This is a genomic window from Sandaracinaceae bacterium, assembly GCA_016706685.1.
Lineage (GTDB): Bacteria > Myxococcota_A > Polyangia > Polyangiales > Houyiibacteriaceae > JADJJE01.
The window spans coordinates 298,299-319,338 of the sequence record JADJJE010000002.1; the positions used below are offsets into that span (position 1 = coordinate 298,299).

Sequence of the window (21,040 nt, forward strand, 5' to 3'; positions counted from 1 at the left end):
AGACAGCATGAACAGCAGACTCGAATCCATCCCCGAGCGAATGCTCGCGGCCGTGCGACGCTTCTTCGGTCGCCCCGCGCAGCCATCGACCATCATGCAGCGGAAGCAGAAGGCCCTCGCGGTCGCGCAAGCGGAGGGCTCGCGCGCCGTCCAGAAGCGTGACGACGGCCGCTGGGAGAACGAGGGCGGCTCCGCCACCAACAGCGCGGGCGTCGTGCCTTCGCCGCTCGACAAGCCATGAAACGAAGAGGGCGCGTCCGACTCGCGGACGCGCCCTGCTCCTGGTGCATCCCGTCGTGCGCCTCAGCTCGCGTCGAGCTCTGCCATCACGGCGTCGAGCTGCGCGCGATAGTTCTCGGGCGTCACGGAGTCCGCCATCTCGGCCTCGAAGTCCTCGGGGATCGGGAGGGATTCAGCCGTCGGCGCCACGAGCGGCGCTTCCTCCGGCGTGGTGTCGATGAGCACGGCGTTGTTGCCGGTGTTCTCGCGCGCCACCTCTTCACGTGGGGCGTTCGCCTCGTCGCCACAGGCAGCGCCCAAGAGCGCGAACGCCACAAGACCCACACGCATCGTTCGGTTCATCACTGGGCACCTCGTTCGGTGGGGACCACCTTGTTGGCGTTGTTCTGTGCGTTCTGGCGAGCAGCGGCCATCAGCGCGGTGAGCGCCACGTCGTGGCGGCGAGCTTCGCGCTCGAGGGCTGCGTCAGCGCGCGTGACGATCTCTTCGTCGTTGGCCACCACCGCGCGGTTGCGGATGACGCGCAGGCGAGCCTCCCGACGAGCGTGGGTGCGCAGCTCGTCGAGGGCCTGTGAGGACAGTTGATCCGGGTTGCGAAGCCCGCTCTGGTCGCGGATGCCCTGCCAACGCTCGGTGCGCGCCGTGTCACGACGCTCAGCGCGATCTTCGGTGTTCTCGTCGACGGCCTCGCGCTCGTCTACCCGCGCTTCACGCGAGTCTTCGCGCTCGTCGGCGCGGTCCTCGAGGCGGTCGGCGCGGTTCTCTTCGGTGTTCTCCTCCTGCGCTGCCACGGGAGCCACTACCAGCACCGCCAGCGCCACCGCCACATAGCCTGCCGTTGCCCGCATGGCGGCCATCAGCGCCATGCCAGCGCCACGGGGGCTCGCTTCCTGATGGGTCAGGCTGCGCGCCAGCCGCTCGCAGGCCTGCTCGATGCGCTCGTGCTCGGCCTCTTCTCCGAGCCGCTCGCGCCTCTCGTCGTGTTCTTGCTTGTTCGACATGATGCTTCCTTGGGTAGCGCTCGCCACCCTCGCGGAGACCGCGGGTGGCGAGCAGCGCAGCCCTCTGCAAGTGCAGGGCCACCCCTCGAAAGCCTACAGACCCGTACATGCGGGCCCGCACGCTCGCTCACTATGATGGGGCCACTCCATCAAGCAGGAGCTTCCACACCAACCCGAGGGCAGCGCTCATCCCCAGCGTCTTTGGCAGGCTCAGCTTGAAGCGCAACATCGACAGCATGGCGAGGCCGGTCAGCGCGGCGGCGGCCACGTCGATGCTGGTGAGGTTGGGCACGAACAAGCGCAGCGGGCCGGTGTGCTGCTCGCTCACCTCGTGGAAGACCACGTGCAGCCCGAACCACAGGGACAGGTTCAAGATGACACCCACGACGGCGGCTGTGATGGCCGACAGCGCGGCGCTCAGCGAGCGGTTGCCGCGCAGCGCCTCGATGTACGGCGCGCCCAAGAAGATCCACAAGAAGCAGGGCACGAACGTGACCCACACCGTCACGAGTGAACCCAGCACGCCTGCGAGCATGGGCGGCAGCGCGCCAGGATGCCGGAACGCCCCCATGAACCCCACGAACTGCACCACCATGATGAGCGGCCCAGGCGTGGTCTCGGCCAGCCCGAGCCCATCCAGCATCTCGCCGGGCTCGAGCCAGCCGTAGGTCTCCACGGCGCGCTGCGCGATGTAGGCCAGCACTGCGTAGGCGCCGCCGAAGGTGACCACGGCGGCCTTCGAGAAGAACACGCCCTCTTGTACGAAGACCGACTCGCTCCCGAGCGCCAGCGTGAGCGCGAGGATCGGAGCAGCCCACAGCGCGGCGCACACCAGCACCACCCGTGCCGCGCGCCCGCGTGAGGTCTTGGTGTGCTCGAGCTCGCCGTTGGCGGCCATGGCGTCGATCACGGTCTGGTGCTCACCGTCCACGGCCAGCGTCACGGGGGCGGGGAACGCGGCGGGACGAACGCGGCTGCCCACCAACCCGAACGTGCCGGCGCCGAGCACCACCAGGGGGAAGGGTACGTCGAAGAAGAAGATGGCCACGAACGCCACGGCCGCGACCAGCACCATCAGGCGGCTCTTGAGCGCACGCTTGCCGATGCGCAGCACGGCCTCCACCACCACCGCCAGCACGGCGGCCTTCAGCCCGAAGAACACGGCCTCGATGGCGGGCAGCTCACGGAAGCCCGCGTACAGCATGCTCAGGCCCAGGATGGCGACGAACCCGGGCAGCACGAACAACAGCCCAGCGGCCAGGCCGCCGCGCGTCTTGTGCATGAGCCAGCCGATGTACGTGGCCAACTGCTGCGCTTCGGGACCCGGCAGCAACATGCAGTAGTTGAGCGCGTGCAGGAAGCGCTCCTCGTCCACCCACTTGCGCCGCTCCACCAGCTCCTTGTGCATGGTGGCCACCTGCCCCGCCGGGCCGCCGAAGCTCAGCAGGCCGATCTTGGTCCACACACGCAGCGCCTCCCCGAAGGAGACGCGGCGTGGCGTGGTGTCGCTCGGCTCGGGCGTGGGCACGGTGCCTGGTAGCACGCGGCCCATCCCACGCTATTACGGGCAGAAGTGCGACGGGTCGGAGAACGAGGCATCGAGCGCCGCGTCCTGCTCGCCGGGCTGGAGCGCCAGGTCCCAGTCGTCGTGGTCGGGCGCCGCGTCCCCATAGGACCATGACCCGTCGATGGTGGTGGTGCCGTCGGGCTGAACGCTGAATATGAAGCGCACGTAGCCCGCGTCGGAGTCATCGGTGCGGGACGGGTCCTCGCACCAGCGGCCGGTGAACACGTCGCCCGAGAGTGTGCCGCGCACGGCGCCACCTTCGTGCGCGTAGGAGCCCCACACCTCGTCGCCGACTTGGCGCAGGACCATGGTGCCCCAGTCGCCGCGGTAGAGGCCCATGTAGGTGGCACCAGCGGCTTCGCTCGTGGTGGTGCCGCCGGTGGTGGTGGCGCCGCCCCCGCAGCCGAAGAGGAGGAGGGAGAGCACGGACAGAGTGAGGATGCGATGCGTCATGCGGCGAGCGTAGTGGCACCTGGGACCGTGGGTACAGCAAGAAGCGCCGTCATCCTGGCAGTGCCTCGAGCTGCACCGGCACGTGCTTGTGGAAGGGCGTCCGCGTGAACGGCTCGCAGTGCTCCGCCGACGTGAGCTGGTTGAGCGCCGGGCCCAGGGGCTCGCTGTCGCCGTAGCGGGTGCCGTGCCCGTGCGGCAGCGTGACCATGCCGCGCCGCACGCTCTCGTCGCGCTTCACGCTCACCTCGATGACGCCGCGCGCGGAGCGCACGCGCGCGCGCTTCCCGTCGGACAGGCCGAGCGCGTCGGCGTCGGCCGGGTGGATGCGCAGGGCCCCGTCCTTGTCTTGCTTGCGCCAGGCCGGGTCGCGGAAGATCGCGTTGGCGTTGTACATGCGGCGCTCTCCGGCCAGCAGCACGAAGGGGAACTCCGCGTTGGCCGTGTTGGGAGGCACCTCACGCGCGAGCTCGCCGAGGGCGCTCAGCATCTCGGGCACCTCCAGGTGGGCGCGCTGGTCCTCATGGGCTAGCAGCGACCACACCTCGCTGTACTCATGGCGGCTGAGCACCACGCCCGAGCGCTGCTTCAGGATGGCGCGAAAGAGGCTCACCCCCAGCGTGGCGCGGTTGCCCGTGTAGCCGGCACGCTTCACCGCCCGCGCGTGCTTGCCGGCGTACATCATGGCCAGCGGCAGCAGGAACGCCGTGGACGCCGCGCCTTCGGGCAAGGCCTTGCCCAGCGTCCGGTAGAGCACCGAAGCCGCGTATGGCTGCCACTTCGGGCGCGTCACCAGCGTGGCGCCCAGCGCCCCCAAGAACGCGAGGTGCTGCGCCTGCTCGGGCTCGCTGCGCGCGATGCGCTCGAGCAGCGGGAAGCGCTTCGGCAGCTCGCCCATGGCTTCGAGCAGGCGCGTGTAGATCTCAGCCTCCGGCAGCGACTCGCCCAGCGGTTCGAAGAGCGGCTTCCTCAGCTGGAAGGCGTTCACGGGGAACTCGAGGTTGAAGCCCGTGCACTCCCACTTCTCGAACTGCGAGGCGGCGGGCAGCACGTAGTCCGCCAGGCGCGCCGTCTCGGTGAAGGCCACGTCCACCACCACCAACAGCTCCAGCTTGCCGAGCGCTCGCGCGTAGGCCTGGCTGTCGGCTGCGGTCACGGCGGGGTTGGCGCTGTCCACGAAGAGCGCGCGCACGCGGTCGTCGCCCGGGTGTTCGATCTCGGCCGGCAGGATGTTGGGCGGGTAGATGCCCGAGATGGCGTGCATGCCCTGGTTCGCGGTGCGCCAGTACTTGGGGCTGCGCTCGTCGGTGTGGCCGATCACGGGCAGCAAGAAGGTGTGCAGGTTGTTGCCGCCGCGCTTGCCAAAGTTGCCCGTCACCAGGAACAGCAGCTTCTCGAGGTAGCCGTTGAGCGTGGTGCGCGGGCTCTGCTGAATGCCCAGGTCCACGCGCACGCAGGCGCTCTCGGCCTGCGCGAAGCCCCGCGCCACGCGCTGCACGTCGGCCAGCGGCACATCGGCGCGGGCCACGTAGTCCTCGACGGGCACGGCGCGCAGCACGCGCTCGAGCGCAGCAAAGCCGGTGGTGTGCTGCGTCAGGAACGCCCGGTCGTGCAGCCCCTCCTGCACGATGATGCCCAGCATGGCCGCCATCAGGAACGCGTCGGTGCCGGGCCGCAGCTGCAGGTGCACGTCGGCGTCCTTCGCGGTCTCCGTGCGCCGCGGGTCGATGACCACCAGCGTGCGCTTCGGGTCCTGCTTGATGTCGCGCAGCGTGTCGCGCGCGTTGGGGATGCCGTGCGCCTGCCACGGGTTCGCGCCAATCACCAGCACGAAGTCGGCGTGCTCGACGTCCTCGGTGGTGTGGCAGGTCTGCTTGCCGAAGAGGCGCCCGTTGGCCCAGAAGTCGCCGGTCTTCTCCTGAGCCAGCGAGTTGTAGAGGTAGCGGCTCTTCATGGCTTTCTGCAGCTGCCGCCCGTAGGCGCCGCCCAGGTGGTTGCCCTGCCCGCCGCCGCCGTAGAACGCGAACGCGCGCCCGCCATGGCTCGCGCGGATCTTCAGCAGGCGTGCCGCGATGTCGCCGAGCGCCTGCTCCCAGGTGGTGCGCTCATAGCTGCCGTCGGGCATGCGCCGCAGCGGGTGCGTGAGCCGGTCGGCGTTGTCCTGATAGAAGCCCAGCCGCGCGCCCTTCTGGCACATGTAGCCCTTCGACACGGGGTGCTGCTCGTCGCCGCGGATGCGCACGAACTGACGTTCGGCGGTCTCCACCTCGAGGCCACAGTTGCGCGAACACAGGATGCAGGCGGTCTTCTCGGTGCTCATGCTCGGTGCTTCTCCGCGTGCTCGCGCGCGCTCTCGTCCACGTCCACTTCGGCCGCGGCCAGACGCCGGCATGCCCGCAAGATCTCGTTCGACAGCTGCGGGTCCGCGACGGCGCGCGAGAGCAACAGCCCTCCCACCGACAGCGACGTCACCGCCAGGGCAAGCTGCTTCGGGCTCAGCCCTCCCCGCGAGGGTGCGCCGCGCTCTTCCAGCAGGCTGGTCATCATGCGCAGGTAGCCCGTGAGCTCCTCGCGCGGGGCGTCACCCAGGCGGCCGGCCTCCACGCTCAGCGACGGCAGCGGACAGCCCTCGGCCACGGCGTCCCGGTGAGTCGTGCTCAGGTAGCGGCGCGTCAGCTCACGCACCAGCTCAGCCCCGCTGGCGTCCTCCAGCCCCGCGAACAGCGAGCCCTCGGTGCGCGTCTGCGCGCTGGCCAGCACCTCGGCGAGCAGCTGCTCCTTCGAGTCGAAGTGCGCGTAGAAGCCGCCGACCGTGCGCTCGGCCCGGGCCATGACGTCCGCCACGCTCGTGTTGGCGTAGCCCCGCTCGCGGAAGAGCGCACCGGCGGCGCTCAGGATCTGCTGCCGCGTGGCTTCCTTCTGGCCTTCTTTCCAGCGCATTCCATAGTATGATGCATATAATACAAAGTGACGCAAGCTGCCGGTCGCGTTTCGACCCGAGACCGAGCGCACGCGGGATGCCCGAACGGCGGTCAGCCCATTTTGCGGTCGAGTCCGCGGCCGCCTATGCTGTGGCCATGAAGGTACGGGGAGTGAGCACTCGGGCGTCAGCGCACAGCGCAGATGTCACCACCTTGGTCGTTGCGTTCGCGGTGCTTGGAGCGGTCGGTGCTCCGGGGTGCTCCACGAACTCTGTTGATCCGGGTGACGCGGGAGCGCCTGCCCAAGACATCGGACCCTACGTCGTGGACATCCGCCCTGTGCCGTATCCGACATACTGTGGAGACGATGGCCCCTGTCCGGCAGGAACGGAGTGCCGCGAAGAGGGCTTCTGTTCCTACTCTTGGTACGACGTGTGTGCCTTCGATGATGCGGGGCGAGCGGTGCAAGTGACGCTCAACGGGGACCCGTGCGCGATCACGGATGTGAGCCCGAGCGGCAGAGCCTGGGGCATCGGAATGCCCGCTGCGTTCTGTACAGCACTCGCCGACCCACAGTCCTACGAGGCGCTGCACTACGGTGAGGTCTTCCCAACGGGCTGTCGCTGGAGCGATGGCTCGGTCTTGGCCACGCCATCCGAAGACGCTTGCCATGGAATTCCGTTCTCGCCCGGCCCTCTCGTGGATGCGCCGTGGTCCTTCTGCGGAGGACCATGTGGCAACGTCGACTGTGGAGAGACGGGCGACGCGAACGCACTGCTCGATGTCTTGGGCTCGGGCGCAGGCGACTACGCACACGTGTGTGCCGGTGCCAACGACGAGCGCGCCTTCGGTGCGTGTACCGTGACCTCACGCCAGTGCTCGCGCGAACACCTCTCTGATGTCGCGGGGTGCGTCCACTGGCTGACCGAGTCTTGGGGCGGGGAGCAGTTCTGCGCGTGCATGTTCACCGATCAAGACGGCAGCGAGCCCGAGGCGCAGGGTTGGGTGGTGCCGCGCAGTGTTTGTCGGCGCTACCGCGAGCTCTACCCAGACAGCGTGAACTGCCGCGACGACGAGTTCGCGCTGATGCCGTGAGGCGGTCCACTGCGTGCACGACCATGGACCACGGCGCGCCCATCGGTCGCGTCAGTGCACCGCTCGCGCCCGCTCGCCGCTCGCGTCGGGTGGGATCGCGATCAGCTGCGCCGCTGCCAGCGCGCTCACGCGCCGCGCCGCGGGAGGCTCGGTGCCCCAGCCGCGGATCTGCGTGACGTCGGCCTCGAGCAGGTCCTCGCCCATGGGCCCGCCGCGGTAGAACGCGCGGATGCGCCCGCCCTCGGCCACCAGGTGCACGTCCGCCACGATGCCCGCCGCGCTGGCCCAGTCCGGGTGCTGCTGCGGCCGCCCGGTCGTGTCGAGGCTCACCATGCTCAGGCGCATGCCGTCGCCAGGATAGATGAGCGCCAAGTGATAGCCCGCGCCGTTCCACACCGCGGCGGCCACGCCCCAGGGCACGGGGATCTCGACGGCCGGCCCGCGCGGGGTTCCGTCGGGAGCCACCTGCGCGAGGTACGTGCGCGCCAGCGTGGGGTCCTGCGCGTCCAGCTCCTGGAAGAACACGGCGAAGCCATCGGGCGTGGCGGTCGCGGCCACCCCGAACGGTGAAGCCGGTGGCGGGTTCTGGCGCGTCACGGCGCGCGGCTCGCCCACGGTGGCTGCTCCGCCCACGCCGCCGCGCCACGCCACGTGCCGCACCTCGAAGCGCGAAGCGGCGCCGCCGTGGTCCACCGCCAGCGCGATCAGGTAGCCGCCGTGTCCCGGCACCACCGTGGCGCTCACGGGCGACCCCTGGTGCAGCGGCACCACCACGTCGTCGGGCAGCTCGAAGCGTGCGCCCGTGCGTTCTGCGGTGGACGCGAGGGCCGTGCGTAGGCGCGCCACGCGGCCGTCGGGCAGCAAGACCGCGCGCCGCACCACGTACTCGGGCTCCGGGTCTGGACGGCGTCGTCCCTGCGCTAGGGCGGCCGGAGCCATGCCGGCCAGGCTAGCAGCCATCAGGATGGCCATGGAAAGCAGGCTGGTTGTTCGCGGGCGGAGTGTCGACACGGGGTACCTCAGAAGGAGGTAGCCACGAGGCCGCGTTTCGTGACCAACCGACGACACATTTGTTCTTCCGTCGGCGACCTCGGGCGCCGAGCCCGCGCCGCGATACACTGCCACCCATGTCCCAGCCCGATGACCCGAGCCGCAAGGAAGCCCGCATCGTCGAGGCGCGCATGCGCCTGCGTGAGCGCTTCGAGGCCCGCCAGGCCGCTACGCCGGCGCGCGCCGACACGGCCCCGGAGGGCACGGGCCCGGCCAACCGCCACGGCATGCCGCGCCTCCCGCCCGGCCAGTACGAGGTGACGGGCTGGCCCGTGCTGGACCTCGGGACCAAGCCAGTGGTGTCGAAGGACGTGTTCCGCCTGCAGCTCTTCGGCGCGTGCGAGCACCCGCAGGTGCTGGACTGGGCCGCGCTGATGGCGCTGCCCGTCGTGGACGACACCAGCGACTTTCACTGCGTCACCACCTGGTCGCGCTACGACATGCGCTGGCGCGGCGTGCGCTTCGCCGAGCTGGCCGCGCTGGCAGGCGTGCACGACAACGCTGAGCACGTGCTGTGTCATGCCTACGACGGCTACACCACCAACCTGCCGCTGGTGGAGGCTCTCAAAGACGACGTGCTGATCGCCTTCGAGGTGGACGGGCAGCCGCTGCAGCGCGAGCACGGCGGGCCGGCGCGCATGATCACGCCGCAGCTCTATGCGTGGAAGGGCGCCAAGTGGATCTCCAAGATCGAGTTCCGCGTGGACGACCGCCCTGGCTTCTGGGAGGAGCGGGGCTACTCCAACAGCGCGCACCCCTGGCGCGAGGACCGCTACAGCTGATGGCCGCCCAGCGAGCGGTGGAGCTGCTTCTGGCCGCACCGGCTTGCGCGGGGCGAGTTCGCGCCACGCTGCGGCTCGGCTGCGGGTGCATCGTCACCCGCGAGATGGCCGCGGACCGCATCCAGCAGACGATGGACGGGGCCACGCTGGTCGTGGGCAAGTTTCCCTGCCCCGACCACGCGCAGCCGTCCTAGTACCTCACTCGTCGTCGTCTTCCTCCTCTTCGTCCTCGTCGTCTTCATCCTCGTCTTCGTCTTCGTCCTCTTCGGTCTCCCACGAGAGCACCAGCGTGTGGCCCCAGGTGATCCCGTCCCAGTCGAACTCCTCGGTGATCAGGTCCACGTACTGCTGCTCGCCGTAGAGCTGCGGGTCACCGTTCTCGTCCTCGAAGGCGATGACCACCGGAAGGTTTCGCGACTGCACGAAGTCGTGCGCCTCGATGGAGGTCTGCCACTCGTCGAGGGTGTACTCCTCCGAGAACGTCTCGATGTCCTCGTTGTCGATCCAGACGAGGATGAAGTTCCATCCGTTCTCTTCCTGAAAAACTGCAACCTCGTGCTCGGTCGTCGTCACATGGGCCTCATTGGCAAAGGGGGACGCCGAGAGTAGCGGTCTCTGCGCACCGCTCAGCGAAGAATCGCGTGCCTACGAGGTGTTCTTTCTGTGACGGAATCAGCTCACTCGGGGCGACCCTCTGCATATGACCGACACCAACACCGTGGGCGCGCTGATCACCACCTACCCGTACGACCCCGAGCAGCGCAAAGTCACGCTGTGGGTGGGGCTCGGCTTCCTGGGTCTCTCGGTGGCCTTCCCCATCTTGTACGCGCTCGACGCCGACGCCGTGGGCCAGACCGTGTGGCTGTCTCCCGTCTTGTTCGTGGGCGGGCTGCTCACGCTCGCGCACTGGGTGTACACCGGCCGCATCTCACTGCGCATCCACCAGGGGGGCTTCGTGCATCGCGGGCGCTTCGTGCCCTTCGCCAGCATCCGCGGGCTCCGCTACAAGCTGGTGCAGGTCATCGGCGAGTCGGGCGGGTACAACCGCGGGTTCTGCGAGGTGCGCGTCGCCGACGGAAGCAAGGTCAAGGTGCACATGCAGCTCGAGGGCATGGAGAAGGTCATCGGCGACTTGGTGGGGCGCAGCATGCCGCTCATCTGCGAGGGCATCCTCAACGCGGTGAAGAGCGGCCAGTCCGTCACCTGCGGCCCCTTCGAGCTGCACCCCCAGGGCATGGTGTGCAAGGGCAAGTCCATCCCGTGGGCGCGCGTGGCCATCTCCCAGAGCGGCGTGGACGCCACCATGCAGCTGCTCGACGTGGACCCCGACTCCGGTGACTACAAGAAGGTCCACGAGGCGAAGATCGCCGACGTGGAGAACGCCGACGCGGTCGAGGCCGTGGCCGAGCAGCTGCGCAAGGAAGCCATCCGGGCCAGGCCGCGCTGACTATCCACGCGTGATGCGGAACGCGTGATGCGGGCTGCGCTTGAAGTCCTGCGGGACGGTGGCCTCGTGGATGTCCTTCACCACCAGGCCGGGCAGCTTGGCCGGGTCCAGCTGGAAGCCGCGCGCGTGGGTCACGAAGTAGAGCACCCCACCGGCAGCCAGGCGTGCGGCCGCGTCTTGGATCAACGCCGGGTAGTCGCGCGTGACGTCGAAGTCGCCCGTCATGGACTTGCTGCGCGAGTAGCTGGGCGGGTTCAACAGGATGCGGTCGAAGCGGCCGCGCGACCCGCTCAGCCACCGCAGGCAGTCGGCGCGCTCGAAGAGGTGCCCGCGCGAGGGGATGCGGTTCAGCTCGAAGTTGCGCACGCCCCAGTCGAGGTAGTTGGTGTTGAGGTCCACGCTCACCACCTCGCGCGCCATGCCGGCGGCGGCGTACACGCTGGCGGTGCAGGTGTAGGCGAAGAGGTTCAGCACGAAGAGGCCACGGCACTCGTCACGCAGGGTGTTGCGCAGCGTGCGCATGTCCATGAAGAGCCCGCAGTCCAGGTACTGCCCGAAGTTCACCTCGAAGCGCAGGCCCTGCTCCTCCACCACCTCGATGACCTCACGCGCGGGCGCGCGCCGCTCGTACTGCCCGGGGGCGCCGCGGCGGGCGAGGTCGGCTCGGCTGCGCTGCCGCACGCGCAGGTGCACGCGCTCGGGGTCGATGTCGAGCTCCTTCGGCACCACCAGCATGGCGTCGCGCAAGCGCCGCTCGGCGTCCACCTCCGACACCGAGCGCGGCGCGCCGTACTCGTGCACGAGAGCAGCGGGGCCGTTCTCGGTGCGGAACACGTCCACGGCCACGTTGTACTCGGGGATGTCCGCGTCGTAGAGGCGGTAGCAGCCGAGTCCCTGCTTCTCGGCCCACTTGGGCACCGTGCGGAGGTTCTTGCGCAGCCGGTTCTCGAACATGACCGCTTCGCTGCTGGGCCGGCGCCACGCGGGCCCCTCGTGGGCCGCACAGGCTGGAGTCGAGACGGCGCTTGGGCAGCGCCACCCTGGAGCTTGCCGCGGCGCTGTCATCCTCGGTCACCGGCGCATCGCTCACGGCGGGGGCCTCCGTCCGCCGCGGCACCAGCGGGTACTGCAAGAAGCGGCACTCGATGGGCCCGTTCCACACCGGGATGCGGCGCTTGGCCTTGAGGCCGATGCGCTTCACCAGCGTGGAGTTGCCCGCCAGCACCCACGCGTCGAAGCCACCGAAGTGCTGCTTGAACGTGTCGCCCAGCGTCTCGTACAGCTGGTAGAGCGCCACGCCCTCACCCAGACGCTCGCCATAGGGCGGGTTCACGATCAAGAGCCCGCGCGCGCCCTCGGCGTGGTCTTCCCACACCTTCGGCGGCCGTGCGTCGGCCAGCCCGCGGCGCTCGAAGCGCACCATGCGCTCTACGCCAGCCAGTGAAGCGCCCTTGCGTGCCAGCGTGATGGCGTCTTCATCCACGTCGCTGCCCAGGATGGTCACCGCGCGCTGCCCATCGGACTCGCGGCCCCGTCGTGCGCGCGCCTGCGCCTCGGCCAGCACGCGCCGGAAGACATCTTCCTGGTGCCCACGCCAGCCCGTGAACCCGAAGCGCGGCCGGTCGAGCGCCGGAGCCACGTCGGCCACCATGCGCGCCGCCTCGATGAGCCACGTGCCGCTGCCACACATGGGGTCCAGCAGCACCTCACGCTCGCGCGTCCAGCCCGCCATCAGCAGCAGCGCCGCGGCCAGGTTCTCTTTCAGCGGGGCGCGCGCGCCGCGGGGCCGGTAGTGGCGCCGGTGCAGCGGCTCGCCCGCCAGGTCGATGGCCACCGACGCGATGCCGTCGCCGAGGTGCACATGGATGCGCACGTCCGGTGACTCGGTGTCCACGTTCGGCCGCGAGCCGGTGCGCTCGCGCAGCTGGTCCACCACGGCGTCCTTCGTGCGCAGAGCCAGGTAGCGCGTGTGCGCGGCGCGGTCGCCCGACACCACGCAGTCGACAGCCAGCGTCTGCTCGGGGCCCAGGTGCTCGGACCACTCGATGCCGAAGACGCCCTCGTACAGCGCGTCTCCGTCGGCGTCGCGCACCGGAAACTCGGCGATGGGCAGGAGCACCTTGCTGGCCACGCGCGACCACACGCACGCCGTGTACGCGTCTTCGAGCGTGCCGCTGAAGCGCACCACCCCGATGCCGGGAGTCACGCCACGCACCCGCTCGGCGCGGAGCTCTTGCGCCAGCACCTCTTCGGTGCCCCGCGCGCACGTGGCGATGAAGTCCATGGCGAGAGCTTGTAGCCCCCCCTATTGCGTTTGCCAGGCGACGAGTCCACCCTCTATTTCCATGAGGTTCAGGAGCGTGTGGGTCGCCCTGGGGTGGTCGGGGTGGATCATGGCGAAAACAGTTGGCCACCAGCTGGCATGGGCTGCATGCGTAGCGTCGATGGTGCTCGCGACGGCGAGCGTTGTGCAGGCGCAGGACGGGGACGCTCAGGCGGACGCGCGCCGGCAATTCACGCAGGGCGAGCAGGCCTATCGCGTGGGGAACTACGACGAAGCCGTCGAGCTGTGGCAGCGCGCCTACAGTATGGATCCGCGGCCGCGCATCCAATACAACCTCTCGCAGGCCTTCGAGCGTCTCGGTCGACTCGAGGAGGCCGTGTCGGCGTTGGACGCGTACCTGCGTGACACGCCCCCCGATGATCCGCTCTATGGTGAAGCGAACGCGCGGCTCGCGGCTCTTCGGCAGCGCGTCGCCCTCACGGGCATCCGCATCGTCGGCGGAGGCGCGGGCGGCCAGATCTTCGTCAACGATCAGGCATGGGGCGCCACCCCACGGCCCGATCGCATCCCCGTCGCTCCCGGGAGCCATCGCATCACGATCGTGGATCCGGACGGCACGCGCCACGAGCTCGTGGTGGCCGTGCCCGTCGGGCAGGTCGTGGACGTCACGGTGCCCACGGACTCCAACCCGGTCCCCGTGGTGGCAGACGGAGAAGAGACGGTGCCCATGCTGGGCTCCACTGCCGACGCGGACTCGAACCGCCACATTCTGTTGTGGGCCGGCGCGGGCGGTGCTGCCGTGGGCCTCGGGGTGCTGTTCTACGGCATCGAACGCCAGCGCGAACTCTCGGGCTGCTCGGACGCCGGCTTCGTCTGCCTCGAGGAGTCCACCGTAAAGCGTCAGCGCACCCTCGGCATGGTGCTGGGCGGCGTGCTCGTCGCGGCCGGTGCCACGCTCATCGTCCTCGACTTGCTCAGCAGCCGTCAGCGCCAGTCCTACACGGACGTGGAGCTCGGCATCGGTTTCGCCTCTCTCTCGCTCACGGTGCGCCGATGAAGCCGCTCGTTCTCCGGTTCTTGGCCATCGTGGGCCTCGCCTTCTTCGCAGCGTCGTGCACCGACGCGGGGCGCTGCCAGCTCGGTGCGAGGCGCCGGCCCGTGGGCTGCTCGTGTGAGGGAACTCCTGAGCAGGGCGCGAGCTGCGTCGCCGGGCGCTGCGAGGTGTGCCCGCTCGGCGCCGAGGGGTGTCGCTGCTCCAGCGGGGGCTGCAACGCCGGCCTCGCGTGCGTCACGTCGGAAGACCTCTGTGTGGCAGAGGACGAGACCGTCTGTGAGGAGAGCTGCTTCGACGGCTGGCACGGCGACGGTTACTGCGACGACGGCGGGCCTGACTCGAGCTACTCGTCGTGCAACCTCGGGACGGACTGCACCGACTGCGGCGCGCGTCGCAACACATGCGTCAACCCGGAGTACCCCACGTTCTGCCCCGAGGCGCCCGACACGCCGTGCTGGACTCCGTTCACGGACTGCGACTCCATCGCGTTCTGCGGTGACGACACCACCGCACACGCCTGCAACACGGGCTTCCGCTACGACTGCGCCACCGAGACATGCGTCGCGAACACCTGCGCTGACCCCGAGTTCCCCGTGTTCTGCGACTACGACCCGAGCTGCGCGACGTCGGGGCTCTGCTGCTTTCGGACGAACACGGACTGCCGCACCGCAACCCAGTGCCACGGAAACTGGTACGCCTGTCGGGGCCGGAGGGCGATCTCTCCGCTCACGATCGCCTGCGGCGCTGCGGTTGCCGATGTGGCGTGCGTCCTGCCGCCGCCCTGAGGTGTCGCCCGGCGTCTTGCTGGCCAGACCGCGGATGCGAAGAAGCCCCACCCAGCAGATGCAGGGAGGGGCTTCGTGCGTTGCGCAGGCCAGCCGCGATGGCTGGCCAGGCTGCTACAGGCGCTTCGAGTAGTACTCGATGACCAGGTTGACCTCGACGGGGAAGGGCACGGAGTCGGCCTTCGGCATCTCCTTGATGGAGGCCGTCTTCTTGTCGTCCTGGTACTCGAGCCACTCGGGGCGGGTGAGGCGCAGGTCGCCGAGGGCGGCCGCCACGGTCACGAGGTCCTGGCTGCGCGCGCGGAGCGAGATGACCTCGCCCGGCTTCACGCGGTAGCTCGCGATGTCCACGCGCTTCCCGTTGATCTGGAAGTGACCGTGGTTGATGAGCTGACGGGCCGCCGGGATGGTCGGCGCGAAGCCGGCGCGGAAGACCACGTTGTCGAGGCGACGCTCCAAGAACTCGAGCAGCTTGTCACCGCTCGGGTCACGGCTCGCGACGGCCTCCTTGTAGAGGCGACGGAACTGACGCTCGGTCAGACCGTAGTTCAGGCGGAGCTTCTGCTTCTCGAGCAGCTGCTTCTTGTAGTCGCTCATCTTGCGGCGACGAACGTTCTTCGCACCGTGCACGCCGGGCGGGAACGGGCGGTCCCACATGCTCTTGCGAGTGAGACCGGGAAGGTCGAGGTTCAGGGCGCGCATCTTCTTTACGCGCGGTCCGGTGTAGCGGGACATTCTTCCTCCAAAGCCCGCATCACGTGCGGGGGAGCGGCTTATTACTGAGCGACCGGCATGAGATCAAGGCGAAACGCGTAGAAAAAACGTGCCGCCCACCTAGCTCGGGGGGCGGAACTGTGACCGCGATCGGCATCGGCCGCCAGCAAAAACACGATCCGCCCGCCTCATGGACCAGCGCGAATCGGCCTTTCTCACAAAATTTCAATGGTTTGAGTCTCCGGATCAGTCTTGCTTCCCCTTTGCCCGCGTTTCGGGCGAAGGTACCGCCATGCACTCGCGCACAGGCATCGTGCTCTCCGGCGGCGGCGCGCGCGGCGCCTACGAGGTGGGCGTCGTGGCAGGGATCATGGACGTCCTGCGGCCTTCGAAGCTCGAGCGGGCCCCCTTCGAGATCTTCACCGGCACGTCCGTGGGCGCCATCAACAGCGCTTGGCTCGCGTCGCACGCGCACCGCCCGGACATGGACATCAGCGGCCTGGTGGCCGAGTGGGAGGGGCTGCGTCTGCGGAAGCACCTGCGCCTGGACCCCATGGGCATCTTGGCCGGGCGGCGCCTGCGTCCCTGGCTGTCCAAGCTGCGTGGCGACGAGGTGGGCCGCGTGGGCCGCTCGCTGCTGGACCCGCGTGCGCTCGAAGAGCTGGTGGCGCGCGCCATCCCCTACAAGCAGCTGCACCAGAACGTGGACACCGGTGTGGTGCGCGCGCTGGTGGTCGCGTCGCTCGGTGTGGAAGACGGCATCACCACCATGTTCGCGGAGGTGGCCCCTGGAGCGCACTTCGCCACCTCGAAGGACCCGCGGCGGCGCGCTCGCCCCACGCGCATCGACTCGCGCCACGTGCTGGCCAGCTCGGCCATCCCGCTCATCTTCCCGGCGCGCGAGATCGACGGCCGCTACTTCTGCGACGGAGGCCTGCGCTTCAACACGCCCATCGCGCCGGCCATCCGCTGCGGCGCCGAGCGCTTGGTCATCATCTCGCTGCGCAGCGAGACCAAGCCCGACGCCGAGTCGCGCGAGCTGGCGCTGCAGGCCTACCCGAACCCGGTCTTCCTGATCGGCAAGATCCTCGACGCGCTCCTGCTGGACCCGGTGAACTACGACTTGCAGGTGCTCGACCGCTTCAACCGCATGATCGACACGCTCGAAGAGGTGCTCGGCGAGGGCGAGATGGAGCGCGTCCAGAACGTCATCCAGGAGTCGCGCGGGGCGCCCTACAAGAAGGTGGAGCGCCTGGTGTTCCACCCCTCCGAGGACATCGGCCGCATGGCCGCGGCGCGGGCGCACGAGCTGCGCATGACGCACATCTCACCGCACCTCTTCTCGGGCGACCTCGCGCTCGAGCCGGGCTTCCAGGCCGACCTGCTGTCGTTCGTGCTCTTCGATGGGGAGTTCGCGACCCGCCTCGTGGCGCTAGGGCGCAACGACGCGCACGCCAGGGCGGAGGACATCCACAGGTTCTTCGACGTGTAACCGAGCTGCTTTTGGCACCCACGGCTTTCAGCCGTGGGTGCCATTGTGGTTTGCTGAAAAGCGAATTGGCCCCCTGGCGAGATGTGTCGGATCATCAGCCCGTCGCCCACACGCTGGCTTCGAGCAGCGTGTTCGCGGGCGCCAGCTCGAGCACGCCCGAGACCGTGGTTTCCAGGTCTCCCGCCAGGTCCATCACCTTCACCGTGGTGGCCAACGTCTGGTTCGGGGCGCTGCCCTGGAACGAATACATGTAGTCGACGATGCCGAAGTGCTCCGCGTCTGCGGGGGCCAGGCCGCCGCGTCCCAGGAAGCGCGACGTGCCGGCGTGCTCGAGGCGCAGGGTGACGCCGTAGAAGCTCCCTGGAGAGACCGACTGTCCACGCGCCGGTGGCACCGTGAGGGTGAGCTTGTAGCGAATCCACAGCTCGCGCCGCTTGGGGGACGCCGGGACCGTGAGCACGAACGGCGTGCCGGCCTGCACCGCCGCGCTGGCGATGGTGGGCTTGCCCAGGACCACCTTCCACAGGACCAGCAGCGCCAGCGCGGCCACCACGAGTGCGGAGAGCACCGGCACGACGATCCAGAAGGTCGACATCCCTCGACCTTACATCACGTGCCGCTCAGGGGAAGCGACGCGGCGCCATGGTGGTGATGAACGCGGCGAGCGCGGGCCACGGCATGTTCGGCGGCAGGTTGATGATGGGCAGGTCTTGCCCGAAGTCGCGCCGCCGGCGCAGCTCGCGGATGCAGTGCAGCGGGTTGCCGCTGACCGTGAGCGCGTCCACCAGCTCGGGCGTGACGGCGTCCTTGGCCTGCGAGCGCGTGGCGGGGTCCTTGTAGAGCCGGTCGATGCGCTCGCACTCCTCGGCGTAGCCCATGCCGGTGAGCATCTCCTTGTAGTACTCGCCCATGCCGCCGATGTAGAACGAGATGATGTCGCGCGCCTTCTCGGAGGCCATGCGGCCCGTGAGCGGGATGGCGGTGGTGAACGGCGCCGTTATGATCTCGCTCGGGTTGCGGCCGGCCTTGAGCGCGCCCTGCGCGATCCACTCGTGCCCGCGCGACAGCTCGGTGTAGGGCCAGAAGATGGGCATCCAGCCGTCCGCCATCTCGCCGATGCTGCGGATGGCCTGCTCCTTGAGGGCCGCCACGTAGATGGGCACCTTCCGCCGCACGGGCTTGTTGTCCAACGTGAACTTGCGGTACTCGCCAATCTTGGCGCCCGCCTGGTCGAGCGGGGTGCCGTCCAGCAGCGCGCGCGTGACGCGGATGACGTCGCGGGTCTGCGTGAGCGGCGCCTTGAACTCTCGGGCGGAAGCCCTCGATGACGCGCTTGCCGCTGGTGCCGATGCCCAGGATGACGCGACCGTTACTGATCTCGTCGAGCGTGGCCACGCTCATGGCGATGAGCGCGGGGGAGCGGCTGAACACGTTGATGATGCCCGTGCCCAGCTTGATGCGCTTGGTGTGGATGGCGATCTCGGCGAGCAGCTGGAAGCTCTCGTAGCCCCACACCTCGGGCAGCCAGAAGGAGTCGTACCCGAGGCGGTCGGCCAGGATGGCGGCCTTCAGGTAGAGCTTGCGGTCGTAGCCTTTCCAGAAGGCGATCAGGCCGGTGCGGTTCTGCATGGTTTCTCTCTCGGGCGCGGGTAACGGGGGGCTCGCGACGTATAGGATCGAATCGCGCGCGAGCAAAGCGGGCTGGACTTGAGCCCCGAGTGTGGGACACTGCGGGCCATGCTGACGCTGCATCCAAGGCTCCGCGGCTGCCGCTACGCGCGCGAGGTGCCCCTTGCTGTCCTGGTTGCGCTGGCTGGGGTCCTGACGGGCTGCGGCTCCAGCGGCGCCGAGGCGGGTGGTAGCGAGAGCGCGGAGACCAGCGGCGCCGAGGCGCTCCCCGAGGCGCCGCGCGTCACGGGCGCCGAGGCGCGCGCCATGGTCGCGGCCGGCGCCGTGTTGCTGGACGTGACGCCGCACGCGCGGGCCGAGCGCTCGCTCATCGAGGGCCGCACGCACATCCCGCTCAGTGAGCTGGCTGCGCGCATGGGTGAGCTGCCGCGCGACCGCGACATCGTCGTCTACTGCCTGGGCGGTGGGGCCAGCCCGCGCGCCGGCGCCCGGCTGCGCGCCGCGGGCTATCGTGCGTTCGTCATGGGCGCCAAGACCAACTGGGACCTCTGAGGACATCACCATGGCGCGTCGAATGCATTCCACCGATCCCGAGGCGCCGGACCCCTACGAGGGGGTTCCGTCTCGGGGCGCACGCCGCAAGGAGCAGCACGAGGTCACGTCCGAGATGGCGGACATCGGCCTCGCGCTAGCGGCGCTGTCCCCTGCGGTGCGCGCCAAGCTGGAGCTGCCGGACCTGCTCGAGCAGGCCATTCGCGAGCTGGCCGACACCACCAAGGGGGCGCGCGTTCGGCAGCGGCGCTTCGTGGCGCGGCAGCTGCGGTCGTATGACGGCAAGGCCCTGGCGCACGCCGTGGCGTTGCTGGATCCGTCGAGCCCCGTGTCCCTGGCGCGCGCGCAGCTCATCGAGCTGGCGCGACCGCTTGATGGACGCGCGCCGCGCGGACGAGGGCAGCGAGGAGTTCCTGGCCACGTACCCCACCGCCGAGCGTCAGACGCTGCGGCAGCTGGTTCGCGGGGCGTCCAAGGAGGCGGGCGACACCGAGGACCAGGCGGCACGAGGCAAGAGCGCATCGGCCAAGCGGCGGGCGCTCTACCAGTACCTCCGCGAGCGCATCGCCGAGGCGGACCCGCGCCCCACGGCGCTGCGGCCGCTGGCAAACGACGACGCGAGCGGCGCGGACGACGACGACGGCGACGACGAGTCGGACTGACCCACGCGCCAAAGTGGCCGGTCGTTTTGACCCGCGCGACCCGTCCGCCTGACCGCCGAATGAGCCCAGAATCAGGGTTCGTCGTGGCTGGTCCGGGGCTTGCTTTGGGGGCTCGCCCACATGCTCTCCGCCTCGTCTCCGCTGCGCCGTGCGTGGCTCTTGCTCATCCTCCTGGTCACGCTCACCGCGGCGCCGCTCGCCGCCCAGGCGACCGCGACAGACGCCGAGGTCGACACCTCCGGCGTGCCCGAACCCGCTGCCGACGAGGCCACCACGCCGCGCGTCGAGTTTCGCGACGGCCTGCGCATCACGGCGGGGCCCCACTCGGTCGCGTTCCGCGTGCTCAGCCAGTTTCGCTTCGTGCACACGCGTGAGGACGCCCAGCACGCGTCGACCTTCCAGCTGACCATGCTGCGCCCCAGCGTGCGCGGCAGCTTCTTCGATGGCTTGGTGGGCGTGTTCATCCAGCCCGAGCTGGCGGGTGACCACGGCCGCATCCTGGACGCGGAGCTCACGCTGAACCTGCACCCAGCGTTCTCCGTGACCGTGGGCCAGTTCATCACACCGGCCTCGCGCGCGTTCATGACGCCTGTGCCGGTGCTGATGTTTCCGGACTTCTCCGTCGTGTCGGTGGCCTTCCGCGAAGGACGTGACGTGGGCGGCATGGTGCGCGGTAGTTTCGCAGGCGGGCGCCTCGCCTACTACGTCGCGCTCGTGAACGGCAACGGCATCAACGTGCCCGCCAACAGCGGCGCGGGGCTCACCCTGGTGAGCCGCGTGGAGGTCATGCCCCTCGGCGCCGTGCCCTACGACACGACGCAGACCCTCTCGGGCCACGCCCCCGTGCGCTTCTCGCTCGCCGCGGGCTCGTACGTGGACCTCGTGCCGGATGGAGACGCGGTGGTGGGCGGCGACGCCACCTTCGTGGCAGGTCCCTTCATCCTGCTGGCAGAGGCCTACCTCGGGTGGCAGGAGGGGCGCAGCACGCAGCGCCGTGGTGCGTACGCCCAGGTGGGCGTGACCATCGTCCCGGACCGCCTGCAGCTCGGCTTGCGCGCGTCGGTGCTGGACCCCAACGCGGACCTTGGCAACGACTACCAGCGCTCCATCGAGGGTCTGGTGGCGCTCTACGCGCTGGGCAACCACGCCAAGCTGAACCTGCGCTACACGTTCACCGACCTCGGCTCGGCGTCCACACTCGCGCCGGCCCCCAGCTCGCACGCGCTGACCGCGCAGATCCAGGGCTGGATCTAGCGGGTCACTTCTCGAATCCTCCGCAACCTAACGCGCATCCGCTATGCTGAGGTATGCAGGA

22 protein-coding genes and 3 pseudogenes are annotated in these 21,040 nt (G+C 69.4%); 12 read left to right on the forward strand and 13 right to left on the reverse strand.

Annotation, left to right across the window (positions count from 1 at the left end):
* The first annotated feature begins 7 nt into the window (after positions 1–7).
* Positions 8–241 (forward strand): hypothetical protein, encoded by a 234-nt coding sequence (locus tag IPI43_04835; GenBank protein MBK7773450.1) that lies wholly within the window; start codon positions 8–10, stop codon positions 239–241.
* A 62-nt stretch (positions 242–303) separates the two neighbouring features.
* Here IPI43_04835 and IPI43_04840 read toward each other — a convergent pair whose 3' ends face one another.
* The 6 genes from IPI43_04840 to IPI43_04865 form a co-directional block, all read right to left on the reverse strand.
* A complete protein-coding gene (locus IPI43_04840) occupies positions 304–582 on the reverse strand; it encodes a hypothetical protein (protein ID MBK7773451.1) in 279 nt (92 codons plus the stop codon).
* Positions 582–1,241 (reverse strand): hypothetical protein, encoded by a 660-nt coding sequence (locus IPI43_04845; GenBank protein ID MBK7773452.1) that lies wholly within the window; start codon positions 1,239–1,241, stop codon positions 582–584. Before IPI43_04845 ends, IPI43_04840 begins: the two co-directional genes overlap by 1 nt.
* A gap of 130 nt (positions 1,242–1,371) precedes the next feature.
* The gene (gene chrA, locus IPI43_04850; GenBank protein MBK7773453.1) at positions 1,372–2,793 is read right to left on the reverse strand and encodes a chromate efflux transporter; all 1,422 of its coding nucleotides are present in this window, start codon (positions 2,791–2,793) and stop codon (positions 1,372–1,374) included.
* Positions 2,794–2,802: 9 nt separating this feature from the next.
* Positions 2,803–3,261: a hypothetical protein gene (locus IPI43_04855; protein ID MBK7773454.1), complete on the reverse strand. Its 459-nt coding sequence runs from the start codon at positions 3,259–3,261 to the stop codon at positions 2,803–2,805.
* A gap of 49 nt (positions 3,262–3,310) precedes the next feature.
* Positions 3,311–5,578 (reverse strand): molybdopterin-dependent oxidoreductase, encoded by a 2,268-nt coding sequence (locus IPI43_04860; protein MBK7773455.1) that lies wholly within the window; start codon positions 5,576–5,578, stop codon positions 3,311–3,313.
* On the reverse strand, positions 5,575–6,198 hold the full coding sequence (locus IPI43_04865; GenBank protein MBK7773456.1) for a TetR/AcrR family transcriptional regulator: 624 nt from the start codon (positions 6,196–6,198) through the stop codon (positions 5,575–5,577). The genes IPI43_04860 and IPI43_04865 overlap by 4 nt, the downstream gene beginning before the upstream one ends.
* A gap of 518 nt (positions 6,199–6,716) precedes the next feature.
* Here IPI43_04865 and IPI43_04870 point away from each other — a divergent pair.
* Positions 6,717–7,274 (forward strand): hypothetical protein, encoded by a 558-nt coding sequence (locus tag IPI43_04870; protein ID MBK7773457.1) that lies wholly within the window; start codon positions 6,717–6,719, stop codon positions 7,272–7,274.
* 51 nt (positions 7,275–7,325) lie between these two features.
* Here the strand turns inward: IPI43_04870 and IPI43_04875 are convergent, their stop codons facing one another.
* The gene (locus tag IPI43_04875) at positions 7,326–8,213 is read right to left on the reverse strand and encodes a hypothetical protein (protein ID MBK7773458.1); all 888 of its coding nucleotides are present in this window, start codon (positions 8,211–8,213) and stop codon (positions 7,326–7,328) included.
* Positions 8,214–8,401: 188 nt separating this feature from the next.
* On the opposite strand from IPI43_04875, the gene IPI43_04880 reads away from it, so the two are divergent.
* Entirely contained in the window at positions 8,402–9,106 is a 705-nt protein-coding gene (locus IPI43_04880; protein ID MBK7773459.1) for a sulfite oxidase-like oxidoreductase, read from the forward strand.
* Positions 9,106–9,300, forward strand: coding sequence for a hypothetical protein (locus tag IPI43_04885; protein ID MBK7773460.1), 195 nt, complete (start codon positions 9,106–9,108; stop codon positions 9,298–9,300). Before IPI43_04880 ends, IPI43_04885 begins: the two co-directional genes overlap by 1 nt.
* A 4-nt stretch (positions 9,301–9,304) precedes the next feature.
* On the opposite strand, the gene IPI43_04890 is transcribed toward IPI43_04885, so the two are convergent.
* Positions 9,305–9,679 carry a hypothetical protein gene (locus IPI43_04890; GenBank protein MBK7773461.1) on the reverse strand — a complete coding sequence of 125 codons (375 nt, stop codon included), beginning with the start codon at positions 9,677–9,679 and terminating at the stop codon, positions 9,305–9,307.
* Between the two features lie 127 nt (positions 9,680–9,806).
* On the opposite strand from IPI43_04890, the gene IPI43_04895 reads away from it, so the two are divergent.
* A complete protein-coding gene (locus IPI43_04895) occupies positions 9,807–10,553 on the forward strand; it encodes a hypothetical protein (GenBank protein MBK7773462.1) in 747 nt (248 codons plus the stop codon).
* Between the two features lie 604 nt (positions 10,554–11,157).
* On the opposite strand, the gene IPI43_04900 is transcribed toward IPI43_04895, so the two are convergent.
* Positions 11,158–12,837, reverse strand: coding sequence for a hypothetical protein (locus IPI43_04900; protein MBK7773463.1), 1,680 nt, complete (start codon positions 12,835–12,837; stop codon positions 11,158–11,160).
* A gap of 160 nt (positions 12,838–12,997) precedes the next feature.
* Between IPI43_04900 and IPI43_04905 the strand changes: the two genes are divergently transcribed.
* Both IPI43_04905 and IPI43_04910 read left to right on the forward strand, forming a co-directional pair.
* Positions 12,998–13,894: a tetratricopeptide repeat protein gene (locus tag IPI43_04905; protein MBK7773464.1), complete on the forward strand. Its 897-nt coding sequence runs from the start codon at positions 12,998–13,000 to the stop codon at positions 13,892–13,894.
* Positions 13,891–14,676 carry a hypothetical protein gene (locus tag IPI43_04910; protein MBK7773465.1) on the forward strand — a complete coding sequence of 262 codons (786 nt, stop codon included), beginning with the start codon at positions 13,891–13,893 and terminating at the stop codon, positions 14,674–14,676. The genes IPI43_04905 and IPI43_04910 overlap by 4 nt, the downstream gene beginning before the upstream one ends.
* A gap of 114 nt (positions 14,677–14,790) precedes the next feature.
* Here the strand turns inward: IPI43_04910 and rpsD are convergent, their stop codons facing one another.
* Complete coding sequence (rpsD, locus tag IPI43_04915; GenBank protein ID MBK7773466.1) at positions 14,791–15,411, reverse strand: 30S ribosomal protein S4; 621 nt, start codon at positions 15,409–15,411, stop codon at positions 14,791–14,793.
* A 271-nt stretch (positions 15,412–15,682) separates the two neighbouring features.
* Between rpsD and IPI43_04920 the strand changes: the two genes are divergently transcribed.
* Entirely contained in the window at positions 15,683–16,882 is a 1,200-nt protein-coding gene (locus IPI43_04920) for a patatin-like phospholipase family protein (GenBank protein ID MBK7773467.1), read from the forward strand.
* Positions 16,883–16,976: 94 nt separating this feature from the next.
* On the opposite strand, the gene IPI43_04925 is transcribed toward IPI43_04920, so the two are convergent.
* The 3 genes and pseudogenes from IPI43_04925 to IPI43_04935 form a co-directional block, all read right to left on the reverse strand.
* Positions 16,977–17,477 (reverse strand): hypothetical protein, encoded by a 501-nt coding sequence (locus tag IPI43_04925; protein ID MBK7773468.1) that lies wholly within the window; start codon positions 17,475–17,477, stop codon positions 16,977–16,979.
* A gap of 25 nt (positions 17,478–17,502) precedes the next feature.
* Positions 17,503–18,201: pseudogene (locus IPI43_04930) on the reverse strand (LLM class flavin-dependent oxidoreductase).
* Positions 18,158–18,634: pseudogene (locus IPI43_04935) on the reverse strand (LLM class flavin-dependent oxidoreductase). The pseudogenes IPI43_04930 and IPI43_04935 overlap by 44 nt, the downstream one beginning before the upstream one ends.
* On the opposite strand from IPI43_04935, the gene IPI43_04940 reads away from it, so the two are divergent.
* The 4 genes and pseudogenes from IPI43_04940 (at position 18,620) to IPI43_04955 (ending at position 20,979) form a co-directional block, all read left to right on the forward strand.
* Complete coding sequence (locus IPI43_04940; protein ID MBK7773469.1) at positions 18,620–19,063, forward strand: rhodanese-like domain-containing protein; 444 nt, start codon at positions 18,620–18,622, stop codon at positions 19,061–19,063. The pseudogene IPI43_04935 and the gene IPI43_04940 sit on opposite strands and share 15 nt — an antisense overlap.
* A gap of 10 nt (positions 19,064–19,073) precedes the next feature.
* Positions 19,074–19,397: pseudogene (locus tag IPI43_04945) on the forward strand (DUF615 domain-containing protein).
* A 40-nt stretch (positions 19,398–19,437) separates the two neighbouring features.
* Positions 19,438–19,725, forward strand: a complete 288-nt coding sequence (locus IPI43_04950) for a DUF615 domain-containing protein (protein ID MBK7773470.1) — start codon at positions 19,438–19,440, stop codon at positions 19,723–19,725.
* Positions 19,726–19,845: 120 nt separating this feature from the next.
* Positions 19,846–20,979, forward strand: coding sequence for a hypothetical protein (locus tag IPI43_04955; GenBank protein MBK7773471.1), 1,134 nt, complete (start codon positions 19,846–19,848; stop codon positions 20,977–20,979).
* The last annotated feature ends 61 nt before the right edge of the window (positions 20,980–21,040 follow it).

What these genes read in the sequence shown, in the direction of transcription:
- IPI43_04905 (MBK7773464.1), top strand. Translation starts at nt 12,998, where the DNA reads ATGGTGCTCGCGACGGCGAGCGTTGTGCAGGCGCAGGACGGGGACGCT.
- IPI43_04895 (MBK7773462.1), top strand. Translation starts at nt 9,807, where the DNA reads ATGACCGACACCAACACCGTGGGCGCGCTGATCACCACCTACCCGTAC.
- IPI43_04840 (MBK7773451.1), bottom strand. Translation starts at nt 582, where the DNA reads ATGAACCGAACGATGCGTGTGGGTCTTGTGGCGTTCGCGCTCTTGGGC.
- IPI43_04955 (MBK7773471.1), top strand. Translation starts at nt 19,846, where the DNA reads ATGCTCTCCGCCTCGTCTCCGCTGCGCCGTGCGTGGCTCTTGCTCATC.
- IPI43_04950 (MBK7773470.1), top strand. Translation starts at nt 19,438, where the DNA reads ATGGACGCGCGCCGCGCGGACGAGGGCAGCGAGGAGTTCCTGGCCACG.
- IPI43_04900 (MBK7773463.1), bottom strand. Translation starts at nt 12,837, where the DNA reads ATGGACTTCATCGCCACGTGCGCGCGGGGCACCGAAGAGGTGCTGGCG.
- IPI43_04925 (MBK7773468.1), bottom strand. Translation starts at nt 17,477, where the DNA reads ATGTCGACCTTCTGGATCGTCGTGCCGGTGCTCTCCGCACTCGTGGTG.
- IPI43_04835 (MBK7773450.1), top strand. Translation starts at nt 8, where the DNA reads ATGAACAGCAGACTCGAATCCATCCCCGAGCGAATGCTCGCGGCCGTG.
- rpsD (MBK7773466.1), bottom strand. Translation starts at nt 15,411, where the DNA reads ATGTCCCGCTACACCGGACCGCGCGTAAAGAAGATGCGCGCCCTGAAC.
- IPI43_04880 (MBK7773459.1), top strand. Translation starts at nt 8,402, where the DNA reads ATGTCCCAGCCCGATGACCCGAGCCGCAAGGAAGCCCGCATCGTCGAG.
- IPI43_04910 (MBK7773465.1), top strand. Translation starts at nt 13,891, where the DNA reads ATGAAGCCGCTCGTTCTCCGGTTCTTGGCCATCGTGGGCCTCGCCTTC.
- IPI43_04940 (MBK7773469.1), top strand. Translation starts at nt 18,620, where the DNA reads ATGCTGACGCTGCATCCAAGGCTCCGCGGCTGCCGCTACGCGCGCGAG.
- IPI43_04845 (MBK7773452.1), bottom strand. Translation starts at nt 1,241, where the DNA reads ATGTCGAACAAGCAAGAACACGACGAGAGGCGCGAGCGGCTCGGAGAA.
- IPI43_04860 (MBK7773455.1), bottom strand. Translation starts at nt 5,578, where the DNA reads ATGAGCACCGAGAAGACCGCCTGCATCCTGTGTTCGCGCAACTGTGGC.
- IPI43_04855 (MBK7773454.1), bottom strand. Translation starts at nt 3,261, where the DNA reads ATGACGCATCGCATCCTCACTCTGTCCGTGCTCTCCCTCCTCCTCTTC.
- IPI43_04870 (MBK7773457.1), top strand. Translation starts at nt 6,717, where the DNA reads ATGCCCGCTGCGTTCTGTACAGCACTCGCCGACCCACAGTCCTACGAG.
- IPI43_04865 (MBK7773456.1), bottom strand. Translation starts at nt 6,198, where the DNA reads ATGCGCTGGAAAGAAGGCCAGAAGGAAGCCACGCGGCAGCAGATCCTG.
- chrA (MBK7773453.1), bottom strand. Translation starts at nt 2,793, where the DNA reads ATGGGCCGCGTGCTACCAGGCACCGTGCCCACGCCCGAGCCGAGCGAC.
- IPI43_04885 (MBK7773460.1), top strand. Translation starts at nt 9,106, where the DNA reads ATGGCCGCCCAGCGAGCGGTGGAGCTGCTTCTGGCCGCACCGGCTTGC.
- IPI43_04875 (MBK7773458.1), bottom strand. Translation starts at nt 8,213, where the DNA reads ATGGCTCCGGCCGCCCTAGCGCAGGGACGACGCCGTCCAGACCCGGAG.
- IPI43_04920 (MBK7773467.1), top strand. Translation starts at nt 15,683, where the DNA reads ATGCACTCGCGCACAGGCATCGTGCTCTCCGGCGGCGGCGCGCGCGGC.